Source organism: Oculatella sp. FACHB-28 (genome assembly GCF_014696015.1).
In the GTDB taxonomy this organism is placed as follows: Bacteria; Cyanobacteriota; Cyanobacteriia; order Elainellales; family Elainellaceae; genus JAAUTN01.
In genome coordinates, this window is the sequence record NZ_JACJPJ010000103.1 from 1 (window position 1) to 13,676 (window position 13,676).

Annotated in this window: 11 protein-coding genes and 1 pseudogene; 3 read left to right on the forward strand and 9 right to left on the reverse strand. The window is 48.5% G+C overall.

Going from position 1 to position 13,676, the window contains the following annotated elements; translation table 11 throughout:
• From H6F88_RS30320 to H6F88_RS30340, 5 genes and pseudogenes are all read right to left on the reverse strand, one after another.
• Positions 1-215 (reverse strand): annotated as a pseudogene (locus H6F88_RS30320) (IS6 family transposase); the annotation flags it as partial.
• An 85-nt stretch (positions 216-300) separates the two neighbouring features.
• Entirely contained in the window at positions 301-3,255 is a 2,955-nt protein-coding gene (locus H6F88_RS30325) for an NHLP bacteriocin export ABC transporter permease/ATPase subunit (RefSeq protein ID WP_190646554.1), read from the reverse strand.
• On the reverse strand, positions 3,252-5,483 hold the full coding sequence (locus H6F88_RS30330) for an NHLP family bacteriocin export ABC transporter peptidase/permease/ATPase subunit (RefSeq protein ID WP_190646555.1): 2,232 nt from the start codon (positions 5,481-5,483) through the stop codon (positions 3,252-3,254). Before H6F88_RS30330 ends, H6F88_RS30325 begins: the two co-directional genes overlap by 4 nt.
• Positions 5,483-6,085 (reverse strand): hypothetical protein, encoded by a 603-nt coding sequence (locus H6F88_RS30335; RefSeq protein WP_190646556.1) that lies wholly within the window; start codon positions 6,083-6,085, stop codon positions 5,483-5,485. The genes H6F88_RS30330 and H6F88_RS30335 overlap by 1 nt, the downstream gene beginning before the upstream one ends.
• A gap of 34 nt (positions 6,086-6,119) precedes the next feature.
• Positions 6,120-7,208: a cyclic nucleotide-binding domain-containing protein gene (locus H6F88_RS30340; RefSeq protein ID WP_190646557.1), complete on the reverse strand. Its 1,089-nt coding sequence runs from the start codon at positions 7,206-7,208 to the stop codon at positions 6,120-6,122.
• A gap of 235 nt (positions 7,209-7,443) precedes the next feature.
• Between H6F88_RS30340 and H6F88_RS30345 the strand changes: the two genes are divergently transcribed.
• Positions 7,444-7,662 (forward strand): hypothetical protein, encoded by a 219-nt coding sequence (locus H6F88_RS30345; RefSeq protein ID WP_190646558.1) that lies wholly within the window; start codon positions 7,444-7,446, stop codon positions 7,660-7,662.
• 271 nt (positions 7,663-7,933) lie between these two features.
• Entirely contained in the window at positions 7,934-9,271 is a 1,338-nt protein-coding gene (locus H6F88_RS30350; RefSeq protein ID WP_190646559.1) for an AAA-like domain-containing protein, read from the forward strand.
• Between the two features lie 217 nt (positions 9,272-9,488).
• Here the strand turns inward: H6F88_RS30350 and H6F88_RS30355 are convergent, their stop codons facing one another.
• Positions 9,489-9,650, reverse strand: a complete 162-nt coding sequence (locus H6F88_RS30355; protein ID WP_190646560.1) for a hypothetical protein — start codon at positions 9,648-9,650, stop codon at positions 9,489-9,491.
• A gap of 699 nt (positions 9,651-10,349) precedes the next feature.
• Between H6F88_RS30355 and H6F88_RS30360 the strand changes: the two genes are divergently transcribed.
• Positions 10,350-10,661, forward strand: a complete 312-nt coding sequence (locus H6F88_RS30360; RefSeq protein ID WP_190646561.1) for a hypothetical protein — start codon at positions 10,350-10,352, stop codon at positions 10,659-10,661.
• 88 nt (positions 10,662-10,749) lie between these two features.
• On the opposite strand, the gene H6F88_RS34245 is transcribed toward H6F88_RS30360, so the two are convergent.
• The 3 genes from H6F88_RS34245 to H6F88_RS30370 all read right to left on the reverse strand — a co-directional run bounded on the left by H6F88_RS34245 (position 10,750) and on the right by H6F88_RS30370 (position 13,675).
• Positions 10,750-10,878, reverse strand: coding sequence for a hypothetical protein (locus H6F88_RS34245; RefSeq protein WP_277882253.1), 129 nt, complete (start codon positions 10,876-10,878; stop codon positions 10,750-10,752).
• A 211-nt stretch (positions 10,879-11,089) separates the two neighbouring features.
• The gene (locus tag H6F88_RS30365) at positions 11,090-12,802 is read right to left on the reverse strand and encodes a GH3 auxin-responsive promoter family protein (RefSeq protein WP_190646562.1); all 1,713 of its coding nucleotides are present in this window, start codon (positions 12,800-12,802) and stop codon (positions 11,090-11,092) included.
• Between the two features lie 657 nt (positions 12,803-13,459).
• Positions 13,460-13,675: a hypothetical protein gene (locus H6F88_RS30370; protein WP_190646563.1), complete on the reverse strand. Its 216-nt coding sequence runs from the start codon at positions 13,673-13,675 to the stop codon at positions 13,460-13,462.
• Position 13,676: the final 1 nt, after the last annotated feature.

The following is a 13,676-nucleotide window of genomic DNA, read 5'->3' on the forward strand; positions in this document are numbered from 1 at the left end:
GTCAGCTTCAGGTGAGGTCGAATGCAGTTGTCGAGTTCTGGGGCGTACTTCAGCACCCAACGGTTGATTGTCGAGTGATCCACTTCCACCCCCCGTTCCTGCATCATCTCCTCCAGGTCTCAGTAGCTCAAGCAATAGCGGCAGTACCACCGTACATTCAGCAGGATGATTTCTGGCAAAAAGTGCCGCCACTTAAACACAGCAGGAGTAGACATCGGAGGAAGAGAAGGCAAGGTTAGTCCTATCAACCTTATCACCCATCGGTTTTTGCGACACAACCCGTGCAATTGCAATTCTGATTCATTCAGCGGTTTGTCTACGAGCCAACTGAGCAAACAATCCTGGCTGATTTGCTAGTTCTTCAAATTTTCCCTGTTGTACAACTCGTCCGGCTTGCATAACATAAATGCGATCGGCATAACGAATGGTGCTGAGGCGATGAGCAATGACAACACGAGTAACTTTGAGTTGATCTAAGCTCTGACTCACGATCGCCTGTGTCTTATTATCCAAGGCGCTTGTGGCTTCGTCAAACAGTAAAATCTGAGGCTTTAAAGCTAATGCACGGGCAATCACCAGTCGTTGCCGTTGTCCACCGGAAAGGTTCGTTCCACCTTCACTCACAAGCGTATGCATCTGCATGGGCATGGCTCTTATATCCTCTGCAAATCCACTCATTTTCGCCGCAGTCCACGCTTCATCTAAGGTAATTAGGGCACCGCTGGCAATGTTTTCAAAGATTGAGCCTGCGTTAATTCGGCTATTTTGCAACACCACACCTAACTGACGGCGCACGGCCATCACATCCAGTCCCATCAAATCTTGTCCGTCATAGTAGATCGTGCCAGAGATAGGCGTTTCAAAGCCTAGCAACAGTCGCATGACGGTTGATTTGCCGCTGCCCGATGGTCCGACTAGTGCAATAAATTCACCTGGTTGGGCAGAGATACAGACACTATCAAGGTTGAGGGGACCATCTTCGCGATAGCGGAAGGATATATGGTCAATTTGAACGTTGCCAGATAGCCGTCCGGGGTTAGCTTTGTTGAGGTCAATTTCGGGTTCAGCAGTTAGGATAGATTGCGATCGCTGCCACAGGGGAATCACATCCAGCACTTCAATCAATGTATTGCTGAGACTGGTGACTCCTCCAATAAACGTGCCAAACGCGACGCTAAACGCCAGAAAAGATCCGGTTGATAGCCCACTATCGCTGCCAAAAGACTGAGTTGGATCAATCAACGTGCTGGCTAACCCAAATAGCATCACTGTCGTGAGAGTTGGCAACACCGTGTTGAACAACACAACCATGTCCTCTAAACGCTGTGTGCTGGCTACAAGCTGAAGCTGTTTTACATATTTTTGTCCCCAATGGGCAAAAGCGCGTTCTTCAACCCCGGCAATTCGCAGCTTAGGAACCGCATTGATCAGTTGCACCATCAACCCAAAAAGGTCACCTTCAAGCTCCATTAGAGGGCGATTTTTGCGAATGATTAGGGAACCAGAAATGGTGGTAAAAGTGACAATCACTGCGGCTAGCACCAGTGCCAGAGTTGCCAATCTAGAGCTGTAGTAAAACAACAGTCCCAAATTCAATAGTGAGAAAAATCCAGCAAAGATACTTTGTAGGGCAGTACCACTAAGCTTGCGCCGGATTGCACCAATGCCGGATACGCGCGAGTTTAAATCACCGATGGAATATTCTCGAAAAAAGGAGGTTTTTAGCTTGAGTAGACGATCCCAGACAGCAGCCTGTAGAGATGCATCGGATAACGTTTCAATTCGCATGGAGGCGATCGCCTGCGCCAGTTGAAAGCTTGCCCCACCAAAGGCGGCCGCTAGTAGCCCTAACCCAATCTGCACCAGTAAACCTGAGTTGCCATAGGGAATCGCATTATCAATTAAAACGGCTGTAGCCTGTGGCACCAGCATTCCTAACAACGTTGCAGCTACGCCCGTCAGCAGAATCGCAATCACATCGGACGTGCGCCCTTGCAACGTGAATTTGAGCAAACTAATGGCATTCAACACGCCATCAGGCAAGGGTCTATAGAAGACAAACGCAACGGGATCGATAGTCTGTGCAACAGACTGATCGACTGGAACTCTAGCAGAGGCAGATTTAGAACCCTTCGTCGTTGAAACATCGGCTTCAGCTAAACCTGTCCATGCCGGATCAAACAGTTCGTACTGGGCATTTCCAACGGGCAACAGTGCGACAGGTCGTTTATCCTCAACGGTGTAAGCCAGAAGTGGGCCGCTATCCATCTTCCACCAGTTGTTTCGCAGCAAAACTCGCCGCAAACGTAAGCGAGAAGAACGGGCGATCGCCTCCAAAGGTTCCTTTAATCGCTTCAGATCTTCCGATCTAGCAGGTGGCTGAATAGTTACTCCCAGTGCCTTACCCACTGCTCCTGCTGCAATTAACAAAGGAGTATCTGCCTCAAAAAAACTCTCTGTCCTAGGATGTAACACTGACGCAAGCTGATGGATCGTTTGCTGCGTCAGTTGTCGGTTAAGCTGCTGCCTTGCCTCAAATCGAGCTAACGTTTGCTGAGTCTCGTGTTCTCCAATCAGTTCAACAGAACAGAGAAAATAGTGATGCAGTTGAGCCAGCCCCTTTAGCAAAACATCCCAACTTTCAACCTCGGCTGTGCCTCTAGAAAACAGTTCAAGGTGATCGGCTGCTTCTAACCAGGCTCCATTTCCAATAGGAAAACAGCCTGTTTCTGGATCTAAAACCAGGTCTGAATGACCCAACCAGAGCATCTTTCCTTGCTGGACTCTCACCCACAGGACCTGGTCGGGAGAAGGCTGAAATATTTGCCCTTCCATCAGGGAAAGGTATTGCATATCAGGAGTAATTCCAGCGGCCTTTGGCTGAGTTAGTCCCTCCACCTGACCAAGTTTGTGAATCCAGTTGTCGAGGAGGAAGTGGGGATCGGGGATTGAAGACTGGGAGAGTACGGGAGTGGGAGGGTATGGAATTGGCAGAAGCTCTGTAGGTTCGAGCGGAACTGCGATCATGCCGAGTGAGTTACAGTCTGGACGAGATGCAATGCCAAAAAGAGCTTCACCGGGGTAAATGTTGAATAGGTAGTGGCGATCGCCCTCTGCCTCACCATTTTTGATTGGCACCGCAAACAGTGCCAAAGAGCCTGACTGAACCAGCCAAACCGTTTGAGGGTCGTTTAATAACAGGGGTTGATTGCCTGTAATTTGGTGCAAACTTGTGTCAATCTGCTGTAGCTTCATGAAGCACCCTCCGCGTTGCGAATGAGTTGAGCATAATGTCCAGGTTGTTGCCACAGTTCTTCATGGGTACCGCGTTGCACAACCTTGCCGCGTTCTAAAACAATAATTTCGTCAGAGTCTCGAATGGTGCTTAACCGATGCGCCACAATCAAACAGGTACAGCCCCGTTGCCGCAATTTTTGGTCAATCATTTTCTCGGTTTCTGTATCCAGGGCACTGGTGGCTTCATCCATAATCAGAATTGACGGATTGTTGACCAGCGCTCTAGCAATCTCAAGCCGCTGTCGCTGTCCACCACTTAAATTCACCGCACCCTCCAACAGTTGAGCATCATAGCCACCGGGAATTGAGAGGATCACTTCATGAATTGCTGCATCCTGACAAGCCCGATGTAAGGCGCGATCGGGAACTGTGGTATCCCACAGGGTTAAGTTCTCGCGAATGGTGCCTGCAAATAGGAGAATATCCTGTTCTACAACTGCGATCGAATTGGTGAGTACAGAACGGGAAATATCATTTCTAGCAACTCCGTCAAACCGGATTTCTCCTGACCAGGCATCATAGAGTCCAGCAATTACTTTAGCGAGGGTTGACTTACCGGAGCCACTTCCTCCTACAAAAGCAATTCGCTGTCCCGGCTTAATAGAAAGGTTGAAATTCTCAATTAGCGGCGGTTCAAGCGGGCTGTAGCCGAAGGTAAGGTCTTTTAGATCAATGTAACCGTGCAGACGAGGAGAAAAGGGTGAAGGATGAAGGATGAGAGATGAAGGGGGAGGGGGGGAATCTTGTTCTTGTAACTGGGGATCAACTTCGTTAGTTAATACGTCGTCCAGGCGCTGTAGGTTCCCCTGTAAGGTTTGCAGAGTGCTGCCAAATTGGACGAGACGATTGACGGGTTGCTGAAAGCTTTGCATCAGGAGTTGAAAGGCGACTAGCATCCCAATACTTAAGCTGCCGTTGATCACGCGCCATCCACCGATCATCAATAGCGAAGCAGCCGTGAGTGCCGAAAGGAGAGTAGGCAATAATCCTAAAACGCGGTTGATTAAACCTAACTCTTGCTGAGCGTTGATTGCCTTGGTGTAATAGCCCACCCAACGAGCAAAAAAGTCTGACTCTAAGCCAGAAGCTTTGAGCGTTTCCATGCTCTGTAAGCCTGCGATCGCAATTCCCGATGCTTTGCCGTATTCCTGCACCAGTCGCAGGTTTGCATCGACGCGCTGACGCGATACCCACTGTAAAGTGAGTACATTCACAACGGCAAAGAAAATCACAATCAGGGTTAAGACGACGTCATATTGGAACATGGCGATCGCAAAAAAGATCACCATGAAGGCGCTGATTACTGTGATCGTCAGACGACCCGACATTACATCTGCTACATCATCATTGAGTCGAATCCGGTTGCTGATCTCTCCGGCAAACCGCTGGGCATAAAAGCTGACGGGTAAACGTAAAACGTGCCAGACAAATCGACTGGATAAACTCACCGATAGCTTAATCTTTAAGCCACGCAAATACCGTAGCTGCAACAGGGTAAGCAAGCCCTGAAGGCATATCGTGATCATCATGCCAAACAATAAGTAAGGCAACCACTCAGGTCGGTTGCCCATTAGGACATTGTCCACAAAGATCTGGCTAAACGCAGGAATCACTAGACTTGGCAGCACCAGTAAAAAGCTTGCCAGGATGCAGTAGAGCAATGCCCCAACCGAATTGCGGAGACGGCTTCCTAATGCCAAAGTGAGACTGGGTTTTTGTCCCCCTGGCTGAAATTCTTCGCTCGGCTCCATCACCAAAACGACCCCGGTATATCCTTCATCAAATTCCTGATAGGAAACTCTTCTAGGTCCGACGGCTGGATCATTGAGATAAACTCGGTCTTTGTCAAATCCCTCAACCACTAAAAAGTGATTGAAGTGCCAGAAAACAATAAAAGGGAAACGCAGTTGTGACAAGCTTTCTAGCGACTTCTTAAAACCTTTGGCAACCATGCCATAGTTTCTGGCCGCCTTAAGGACGTTGGCGGCTGTCACCCCATCTCGCGAAACACCACAGGCTTGTCGTAGCTCTGCCAGCGGCACAATTCGGTTGTAATAGCCTAAGACAATTCCTAAAGCCGCAGCCCCGCACTCAACGGCCTCCATCTGTAAAACTGTGGGTGTTTTGACTCGGCTCTTTTGCCCCTTTAGTGACTGTTGCAGAGAGGCTAAAGGGTTGATAAACATCAGTGAGACACCTCAAGAAATGGAAATACAAAGGTGATGGGTGCTTTCTCTGCTAGGGTGATGCGGGCGATCGCACTCATTCCGGGAGCCAGCGTTAACCGTATACCTCTTGCAGAAGACCACCGATAGCCGCTTGCAGTGGCAGGATCGGGTTCCAGTTCAGCAACGACTTCTACTAAATTTTCTTGATCCGTAATGCCGGACTGACGAGCCGCATCTAAAGTGGTGACAGATGGTTCTGAAACAGATTTAATCCGAGCAACCAAGCCGTCGGTTTGTTCAGAGCCGATGGTGTCAGGCACCAGCATAATCTCCATTCCAGGTTGAATCTGCTTCGCTTCATCGCTACCAAAATAGGTTAATCCCACTAGTTCATTAGAGGATTGGGTTGGGTGAACGAGGATTCCTTTACCCACTGCGGTAATTGGAATCCGTCCAAAGAAACCCCAAACCAGCGCCAACGCCATCAAGGAAGCCAGAGATGCCAGAGGTAGCCAACTCTTAGGGCTAACAACTTGCATCAGTTGATCCAACTGCTCTGGAGAAGATAATCGCTCCAGGGACTCCTTTCTAAAAATGCTGGTTTTTGACTGCTCACTCATGGCTTTATTTGATGGCTCCGTTCAGTGACTCGCTTTAAGTTACACCCAACCGTTTCAACATCCAGTTAAATCGAGCTGCCCCTTGAGAAACCTGTTGCAACGAATCAAGGTCTAGCTCATCCTCATATTCAACGTCTTCATCCATCTCCTGATGCTGACTGTAGTTGCTCTTATTGCAGCCCAGACGACTCATCACGGTTTGCAGACTATTAGAAAGTTGAAGGGCAAGGACTCGGTAAAAGCGAGAGGCAAAACTCATGTCTTGCTGAAGTTTGACAGCAAGTACCTGACGAGGAATAGATAAAACAAGAGAGTGATTGACCGCTCTAACCGTAACCGCTGGGGGGCGAAAATCTACAAAAGAGCTAGCGCCACTAATTTCACCCCGAGTTAGGTTAGCGATCGGCTTCTCACGAGGAGCCTTCCCCTGACTTTTAAAGCAAAGGGTGAGAGGGTTATAATCTCCTTCGGGAGAGGAAATCAGTAGAAGACCATCCAGAATGAAATACAGCGCCTCAACGGGTCTACCGGCTTGGAGTAAGACTTCATTCGGAGAAAGGCTTTTGATTTCACCCACGGCAACCAACCAGTCTGCATCACTATCCCGAAGCTCTCCAAACACAAAGAGAGCTTCTTTCATCGGTTGTTCGGTGATGGCTTGCACCTGACCTGGCATCTCGAAGATTTGCCGCAGCCGTTCAGAGAGCATCAGGGCGATCGCCCGATAAAAATGGGTACTAAAGTTAATGTCCTGTTCTAGTTTGTCTATTAACCGTTGCCGAGGAATTGCCAGTACTAACGAATTCACATCTGCTTTAACAATTGCTGGCATAAAACATAAATCAAATAAGGATGTTTCACCCACAATCTCGCCGCGTGATAAACGAGTAATTTCTCGATCCTGACAATCACTCTCTGCAACAGTTACAACATGATCGGTAGAAGTACTTTTAGCGTTGGGAATTACGATCGTTAACGCTCCATCTAACAACAGATAAATCACCTCTGGATCTCTGCAAAGCTGGACAAGCACAGTTCCGGCGTTGATCTGCTCTTGACGACCCGCAGCGATCATCCAGTTAATGTCGGCGTTGCTTAATTCGCTGAGTAAGACTTCTGCCATGAGGTGATTGGTGCGAGTTTGATAGCCACATTATTACGGATTAGAAGTGAGGAAACTAGAGGAGATAAAGCTGATCCAACGTTCTGCCAACATTTATCCAACATCTTGCCAACATTTGTCCAACACACAAGCCTTCAGTGTTTGAGGGTTTCGGGCTACTCTAGAGAAGTGATGAGAGAGCTTGAATTGATTGCAGCTCTCACCAGTCATTTCCCTAACTGGAGGACATATCCTAATGAGTCAGCAAGAACCCAAAAAAGAAGAGCAGCTTTCAGATACAGAACTAGAAGGTGTGTCCGGTGGACTGACACAGCGGTTTGAAGATGCTCGCCTAGAGAATCTGGACAAAGGACTTCAACCTGAAGGAGAACTGTCCGAAGATCAGTTGAAAACTGTTGCAGGTGGATTGAACGAGCGATTTGAAGATGCTCGTCAGGAAAACTTGGACAGCTAGTTTTGGTTTACTCGTAGGTTGAGAAGGTAGTTAGTGCCTAGCCCTTTTTAACCTACAAATCTTGATTCGGCAGTTTGTACTGCTAGTAGACTTCAATTAGTTTCTGATTTCTACGGGTCTGTATGCCTGTCGGGGAACGGTGCAATGCCGTTCCCCACACTTTAACTTGTGTACTTTTTCTTAAGTTAGAGCCTAACTTTACTATCTTTGCTTCTTTTTCCCTCGTACTTGAGGTAGATTCTTGAGCAGTAATAGTCAGAGGTAAACCCTGATGACTGCTGAAGAAGCATTGGAGATAATAGAACAAATTTTGCCTCCAGGTAGTTTAACCGCTGCACAGGAGTTAGTATTTCGGCGATCTTGGCTGGGTGAAGAATATCCTGCGATCGCCCGTGAAGCTGGATATGACTATAGTTATATCCGAGATATTGGCGCACAACTGTGGCGATCGCTCTCCAAAGCCTTGAAAGAACCCGTTAAGAAGAAAAACTTTCGCGCCTTATTGCAACAGCGGTTCAATCTGCAACCGTTGCATTTGAAGCAGGCGATTGATCCTAATCTAACTGTGCTTTCTGATATTCCAGAGTTTCCTGGAGGTGCAGTACGACTTCACTCCCAGTTCTACATTGAGCATCCTGCTATTCAAGCAAAAGCTTATGCAGAAATCGGCAAATCAGGAAGCTTATTGCGAATCAAAGCCTCCCAAAGAATGGGAAAAAGTTCCCTTTTGCTTCGCATCATTGACCAGGCTAAAACGCTAAATTACAACACGGTTAACCTGGACTTTAAGCAAACCGATAGTGATATCTTTTCCAGCCTGGATCGGTTTCTCCGGTGGTTTTGTATCCATGTGAGTCAGCAATTAGGGATAGAGCCCCGGTTAAACCAATATTGGCAAAAGGAAGCGGGTAGCAAGGCGAGCTGTACGCTTTACTGGACACGATATCTTCTGAGTCAATTAAACGCCCCTCTACTCCTGAGCTTTAACGACTTTGATTTCATTCTGACAGAGCATCCCAAACTTGCCTGGGAGTTTCTCATGCTGCTCCAGTCCTGGCACGAAGAAGCTAGACAGTCCAACGTTTTGCAAAAGCTGCGACTGGTGATAGTTCACTCCACTGATATTCACATTTCTCCGCAGCTAAGCGTATCTTCGCTCAACATGATCGGGTATCCCATTGAGCTACCAGAGCTTAATTTGTCACAGGTGCAAACCCTGGCTCAAAAGTATGGCTTAAACTGGGAAACCTCTAATTCAGCTCAAGAGCTAATTGATATGGTCGGAGGGCACCCCTATCTGCTGCAACTGGCGCTCTATCACCTCTGGACAGGAAGTGTAACCCTTGATCAGCTTTTGCAGGAAGCGCCTACGCTGACTGGCATATACAGCGATCATCTACAAAGCCTTTTAGTCACCTTACAGTCTTGTCTGGACTTGTCTAAGGGACTTGACCAAATTATCAAGGATGGTCAGACTACCCAAGTGAAGGTAGCCGCCAAACTGGAGAAGCTGGGACTGATCAAGCGGCAGGGTAATTTGCTCAAGCTCAGGTGCAAGCTCTATCACCTTTACTTTAGCGACCATTTGTCTCTCTTCTGCCTTTCTTGATTAACCGCCATCATCACAAAAATTGAGCCAATTCCAACCTCTTTATCCCTTCCCCTATTTCACCCTGCGAAGCTTGACGATTAAAGTCTAAGCGCATTAGGTGCAGCGTTGGAAATCGACGCCCCCCAGAACCTCGAAAACCGCATAATCTCGTTGACGTGTGTCGATCCCTCTCTCCATAAGGGTTTCGACGAATTTAAGCAGGCTTGATTCTCAATTAGATCTGCTTATTGACCATCAAATTGGGGGTGCGTCGATTTGACCGCTGAAACCCAATCGGGGTAATGCTTCCTGGACGAGGGGTTTCGCACCCCATTCCCCGCAAGGGGACGGAAACAACAAACTCTATAATTTGGTCAGTATCAATAAGTTGGCTCATGGATGTTTCACACCCCATTCCCCGCAAGGGGACGGAAACCAGGATTTAGAATAAACAGTAAATTCTGAATACCCTATCTTGTTGTTTCACACCCCATTCTCCGCAAGGGGACGGAAACACCTGCATGAAGATAGCCAGGTCAATCCAATCCTGCATCGTTTCAAACCCCATTCCCCTTACGGGGACGAAAACTTTAGGAGAAGAGTGAGGAAGACGGAAGACGGAGGAGAAGCCTTTAGAGATCACCGATACAAAGTGCGATCGCCTCTTTCCGTCCTCCGTCTTCCATTTATATAAATGGCGATCGCCGTAACGCATCAACGAGAGGCGATCGGTGCGTTACGCTGACGCTAACGGCACCCTAAACCAAGATTTCGGGTCTTTGACTGCTAGGTTAATAAGTTAGTGCCATTCAACCAGTGAAATTCTTTATACTTGACTAACCCTGCTGAGATGAGATTTAATGCTGCAATGCGACTTTGACAGAGTGAGTTCTGATCAGTTGCAGACCCAAAAATTTAGTCGCGCTGCCGAAAGTTGGTACCAGCAACTCCCGACAGCTAACCCTTTCGACTGTTCGAACCAGTCTGGGGGCTGAAGGTATTTTATCCCTATTTTCAGCCGCTCCAGCTTGTCATGACGTTTTGGGGCGGCTGAATTTTTGGGTTTTCCTCCCCGTTACTAGTTCAAGGAAAACCCATGACCTCCAACTTAATTACCCGTGCCGCAGCACCCACCCTGCTGCAACAGACTCCTGTGCCCGTTTCCACGCCACAGCTCCAGCCCTTGCCCCTGCGCTATCCCAACCGGGAACCGATTCGCCATTTGCTGATCGGCTCACCCACGCTCGTACAAAACACGATTCACCAGTTACACCACCTGCGCTACGCCGAGGTCGGTTTGTGGAGTTCAGAGATTCCCCCCTCCGACTCAGAAATCCGGCTGACGCTCAACCCCGGTGAGGTCTTGCGAATCTTGCTGCGCTACGTGGCGATCGCAGACATCCAGTAACGTGAGTTTCTAAGCTCACAATAGAGATCTGCGGCTTCTCAAAGAAGTCGCAGTTATTACTCAACAATACTGGTTGGAGGGGTTAGACTCACTCAGTCGGCGATCGCCACTGCATCTGCAAGGCAGCAAGTTTAACCTTACAGCGGGTTTCACTTGGATAAACCACAATCTTTTGTGAGGGCGAACGGCCGTTCGCCCCTACGATGTGGCGACTCATCTGAAAACGGCTGTAGATCGAATGATAAAAACCTACGTCAATGAGTGCTTGATTAAGCGGCAAGGCAACTTCTTATCCAAGCTGAAACTTGATACTAAACCCGTCTGTGGAGTAGCAGTATCGGTAGGGGCGAAGCATTCGGTCAGAATCCTTGCAGCTGAAGCACAATTCTTTTGCCGAATGCTTCGCCCGTACACCTAATAGTGCTTTTTCACTTGACTGCAATCTGTGCCAGTTCTAACTCCGTTTCTTCTGGCAATCGCACCTCTTGCTCAACCGTGAGCCCAGCGAGAAACTGGCGGTCTTCGGTAATGTGAGGCAGTTTCAGTTGCGAGTCTGTAATCCCCCGCTGCATCAGGCGTTGTCGCAGTGTGGCAAAGCTGCCCGGCGCTAAAATTCGCAGTCGGGGAGCAGGGACCTGGTCAGGACGCTTGTTGGCGTAGGAAAGGTGAATCTCCTTTAGCCTGAAATCAAATCGCTCTAGAAACGCTTGCGGGTTGCTGAGGATATAATTCGGCGTGAGTTCGATGTTCACCAGGTAATGAGCTGGAATTTCATCCTCTGATAGCGTGATGCAAAAGTCTTCGAGCGACAGTTTGAAATCTTGCTGAAGCCGCTGCATGACCTGAATGGCATGAAATTCTGTCGTTTTTTCTGTTGTTGAGGAAAGTAACCCGCCTAACCGATGCCGAAAGGCAATCAGAGGTGCTTTTTCGTGGAAGCCTAAAACCTCAACCACATCGCCGATGTCGTACCGATATAGCCCGTTGTAGTTGGTCACCAAAACGCGGTAGCGCTCATGTGGCTTGACTTCTTCGGCTAAGAGTGTTTTGGGCTGGTCTACATGCCACTGGTCCTCAGGAATGAATTCGTAGAAGGCATTTTCGATCGCCAAAATTGCATTGTCGTTGTTGAATTCGTAATAGGTGCCAAACGCGCTTTCTGAGGAGGCATAGATGCCGCCAAAGACAGGAGTATCACCAAAGTAACTGGGGAACCGCTCAAAGTAGAAGTTTGATGTGCCGCCCCGTGCCGTGATGATAAACGAGAGATTTGGCCAGACCAATTCTGGAGTCAGGCGACCTTCGGTTTTAAGGATTTGTCGCAGCTCAGCGGCTCGTTCTGGAGTAGCTGAAAAGAGCTGTTCTAACTTGGCTCGTAATTCAGGTTCGAGGTTGAGCCACGGGGCGATCGCCCCTGTCTCCAAATCTCGAATTAAATCTTCAGCGTAGGATTCCAGATAGTCACATAGCCGCAGCGCCAGAATTGGAAATGTTGCCGCAATCACGCTAAGCTGCGGGTCTTGCAGCGAAAACAGCAGACACATATAGTGGCGCGCCAAACTGTCTACGATTTGCAGCGCATCGTAGGGCTGAGCAAACAGTTGACGATAGAGTGGGTTGCTTTGACGCACAGTACTCGCGCTGACCGGGCCGTAGTCAATACCGCCTGTGGTCTGCCCAATCCCTTGAACTGAGCTGGTCAACAGCATTTTGCCAATCGATACGCCATATTTCTTGGCTTCCTCGACCGCAAAGCCGATGCTGACCTGGTTGATCCGCTGAGAAACTCGTTGCGATCGCCGCGTCACCGGGATCATCTTCTGTTTCCCTGTAGAACCGCTAGTCAAATTGAGGTAAACGACCGGATCGGGGGTCAAAATATTTTGCTCACCCTGGGCAATCCGCTCAATGTAAGGCTCATAGGCGCTGTAGGGCAAAATCGGCATCCGTTGACGAAACTGGTCAACCGTTTTAATGTCCCTCAGTCTATACTTGCGCCCGACCTCTGTATTTTGATGTGCCCGTAGGAGCGATCGCAAAAATTGCTCCTGCACCTGAGCAGTCCGTTTAGTTTTACGCACAAAACCTGCCTTCGCCTGTCTCGCAAAGACGGGCAAAAGCGACAGCACTAGATTTTTCATTCAGTCGAACCTCACACCACACAAACCCACTCTGGCTCTGATTAAAGCGGATTTGTTAAAGAACTTCAAATTATTGGACTTTCGCCAACGTAACGAACAAAGCCATTTCTGTTTAATACACTGCCAATCTCCCAGAAATCTGAAGCTGATCCTCGAAGAATCGGACTGATGCACTTAACTTCAGAATAAGGGGAAACGGGGTTGCATAGATGTTCCTGAGAGACACAAGTGAGACCGACACACTAGGTGGGTCAGTTCGAGCTTGGCTGACCAACGTTGAACGCTACAGATAACCACAACTCGGTACGGGGCGATTTCCTAGACAAAGCCCTGTCAGAGCCGAGATTCAATGGCAAAACCTACCCCAGCATTGCTGATTTAGACGCATGAATTTCGTAGGGGCATGGCAATGCCATGCCCCCACAAAGGAAATTGAGATCCATAAATCGTAGCCGCATCCACCAACGCCACCCACCCCTACCCAAATTGCGGTTAATTGAACAAACTGACCAACCACCCATTAACGGTAGGGGCGCAGCATTCGGCAGATAAACCCTAAAATGAGCCAGAGTTTCTGCCCGAATGCCACGCCCTACCGGGATATTCGCGACTGTTCAAACCAACTTGCAAAACCAAGCAGTACGTTAGTCAATTGCGCTAGTCAATAGATATCGACTGTGGCCCACCGTTGCTACTGCCGTTGCTGCTATTAGTCGTGGAATAGGACAAGGTACCCGATTGCTGATCAAGCCAGGTTTTAACCGGATCTTCAGCCAGGTTTAGCCGAAACAGCCCTGAAAAGAAACCGCCCGCAAACGCTAAAGGTTGGGCTGTCAATTCTCTGAACAAGGGGGTAAGTTCATCAATAAACATG

Excerpts from the sequence above, each read along its gene's own strand:
- H6F88_RS30325 (WP_190646554.1), bottom strand. The coding sequence starts at position 3,255 with ATGAAGCTACAGCAGATTGACACAAGTTTGCACCAAATTACAGGCAAT.
- H6F88_RS30330 (WP_190646555.1), bottom strand. The coding sequence starts at position 5,483 with ATGTTTATCAACCCTTTAGCCTCTCTGCAACAGTCACTAAAGGGGCAA.
- H6F88_RS30335 (WP_190646556.1), bottom strand. The coding sequence starts at position 6,085 with ATGAGTGAGCAGTCAAAAACCAGCATTTTTAGAAAGGAGTCCCTGGAG.
- H6F88_RS30340 (WP_190646557.1), bottom strand. The coding sequence starts at position 7,208 with ATGGCAGAAGTCTTACTCAGCGAATTAAGCAACGCCGACATTAACTGG.
- H6F88_RS30345 (WP_190646558.1), top strand. The coding sequence starts at position 7,444 with ATGAGTCAGCAAGAACCCAAAAAAGAAGAGCAGCTTTCAGATACAGAA.
- H6F88_RS30350 (WP_190646559.1), top strand. The coding sequence starts at position 7,934 with ATGACTGCTGAAGAAGCATTGGAGATAATAGAACAAATTTTGCCTCCA.
- H6F88_RS30355 (WP_190646560.1), bottom strand. The coding sequence starts at position 9,650 with ATGAGCCAACTTATTGATACTGACCAAATTATAGAGTTTGTTGTTTCC.
- H6F88_RS30360 (WP_190646561.1), top strand. The coding sequence starts at position 10,350 with ATGACCTCCAACTTAATTACCCGTGCCGCAGCACCCACCCTGCTGCAA.
- H6F88_RS34245 (WP_277882253.1), bottom strand. The coding sequence starts at position 10,878 with ATGAGTCGCCACATCGTAGGGGCGAACGGCCGTTCGCCCTCACAAAAG.
- H6F88_RS30365 (WP_190646562.1), bottom strand. The coding sequence starts at position 12,802 with ATGAAAAATCTAGTGCTGTCGCTTTTGCCCGTCTTTGCGAGACAGGCG.
- H6F88_RS30370 (WP_190646563.1), bottom strand. The coding sequence starts at position 13,675 with ATGTTTATTGATGAACTTACCCCCTTGTTCAGAGAATTGACAGCCCAA.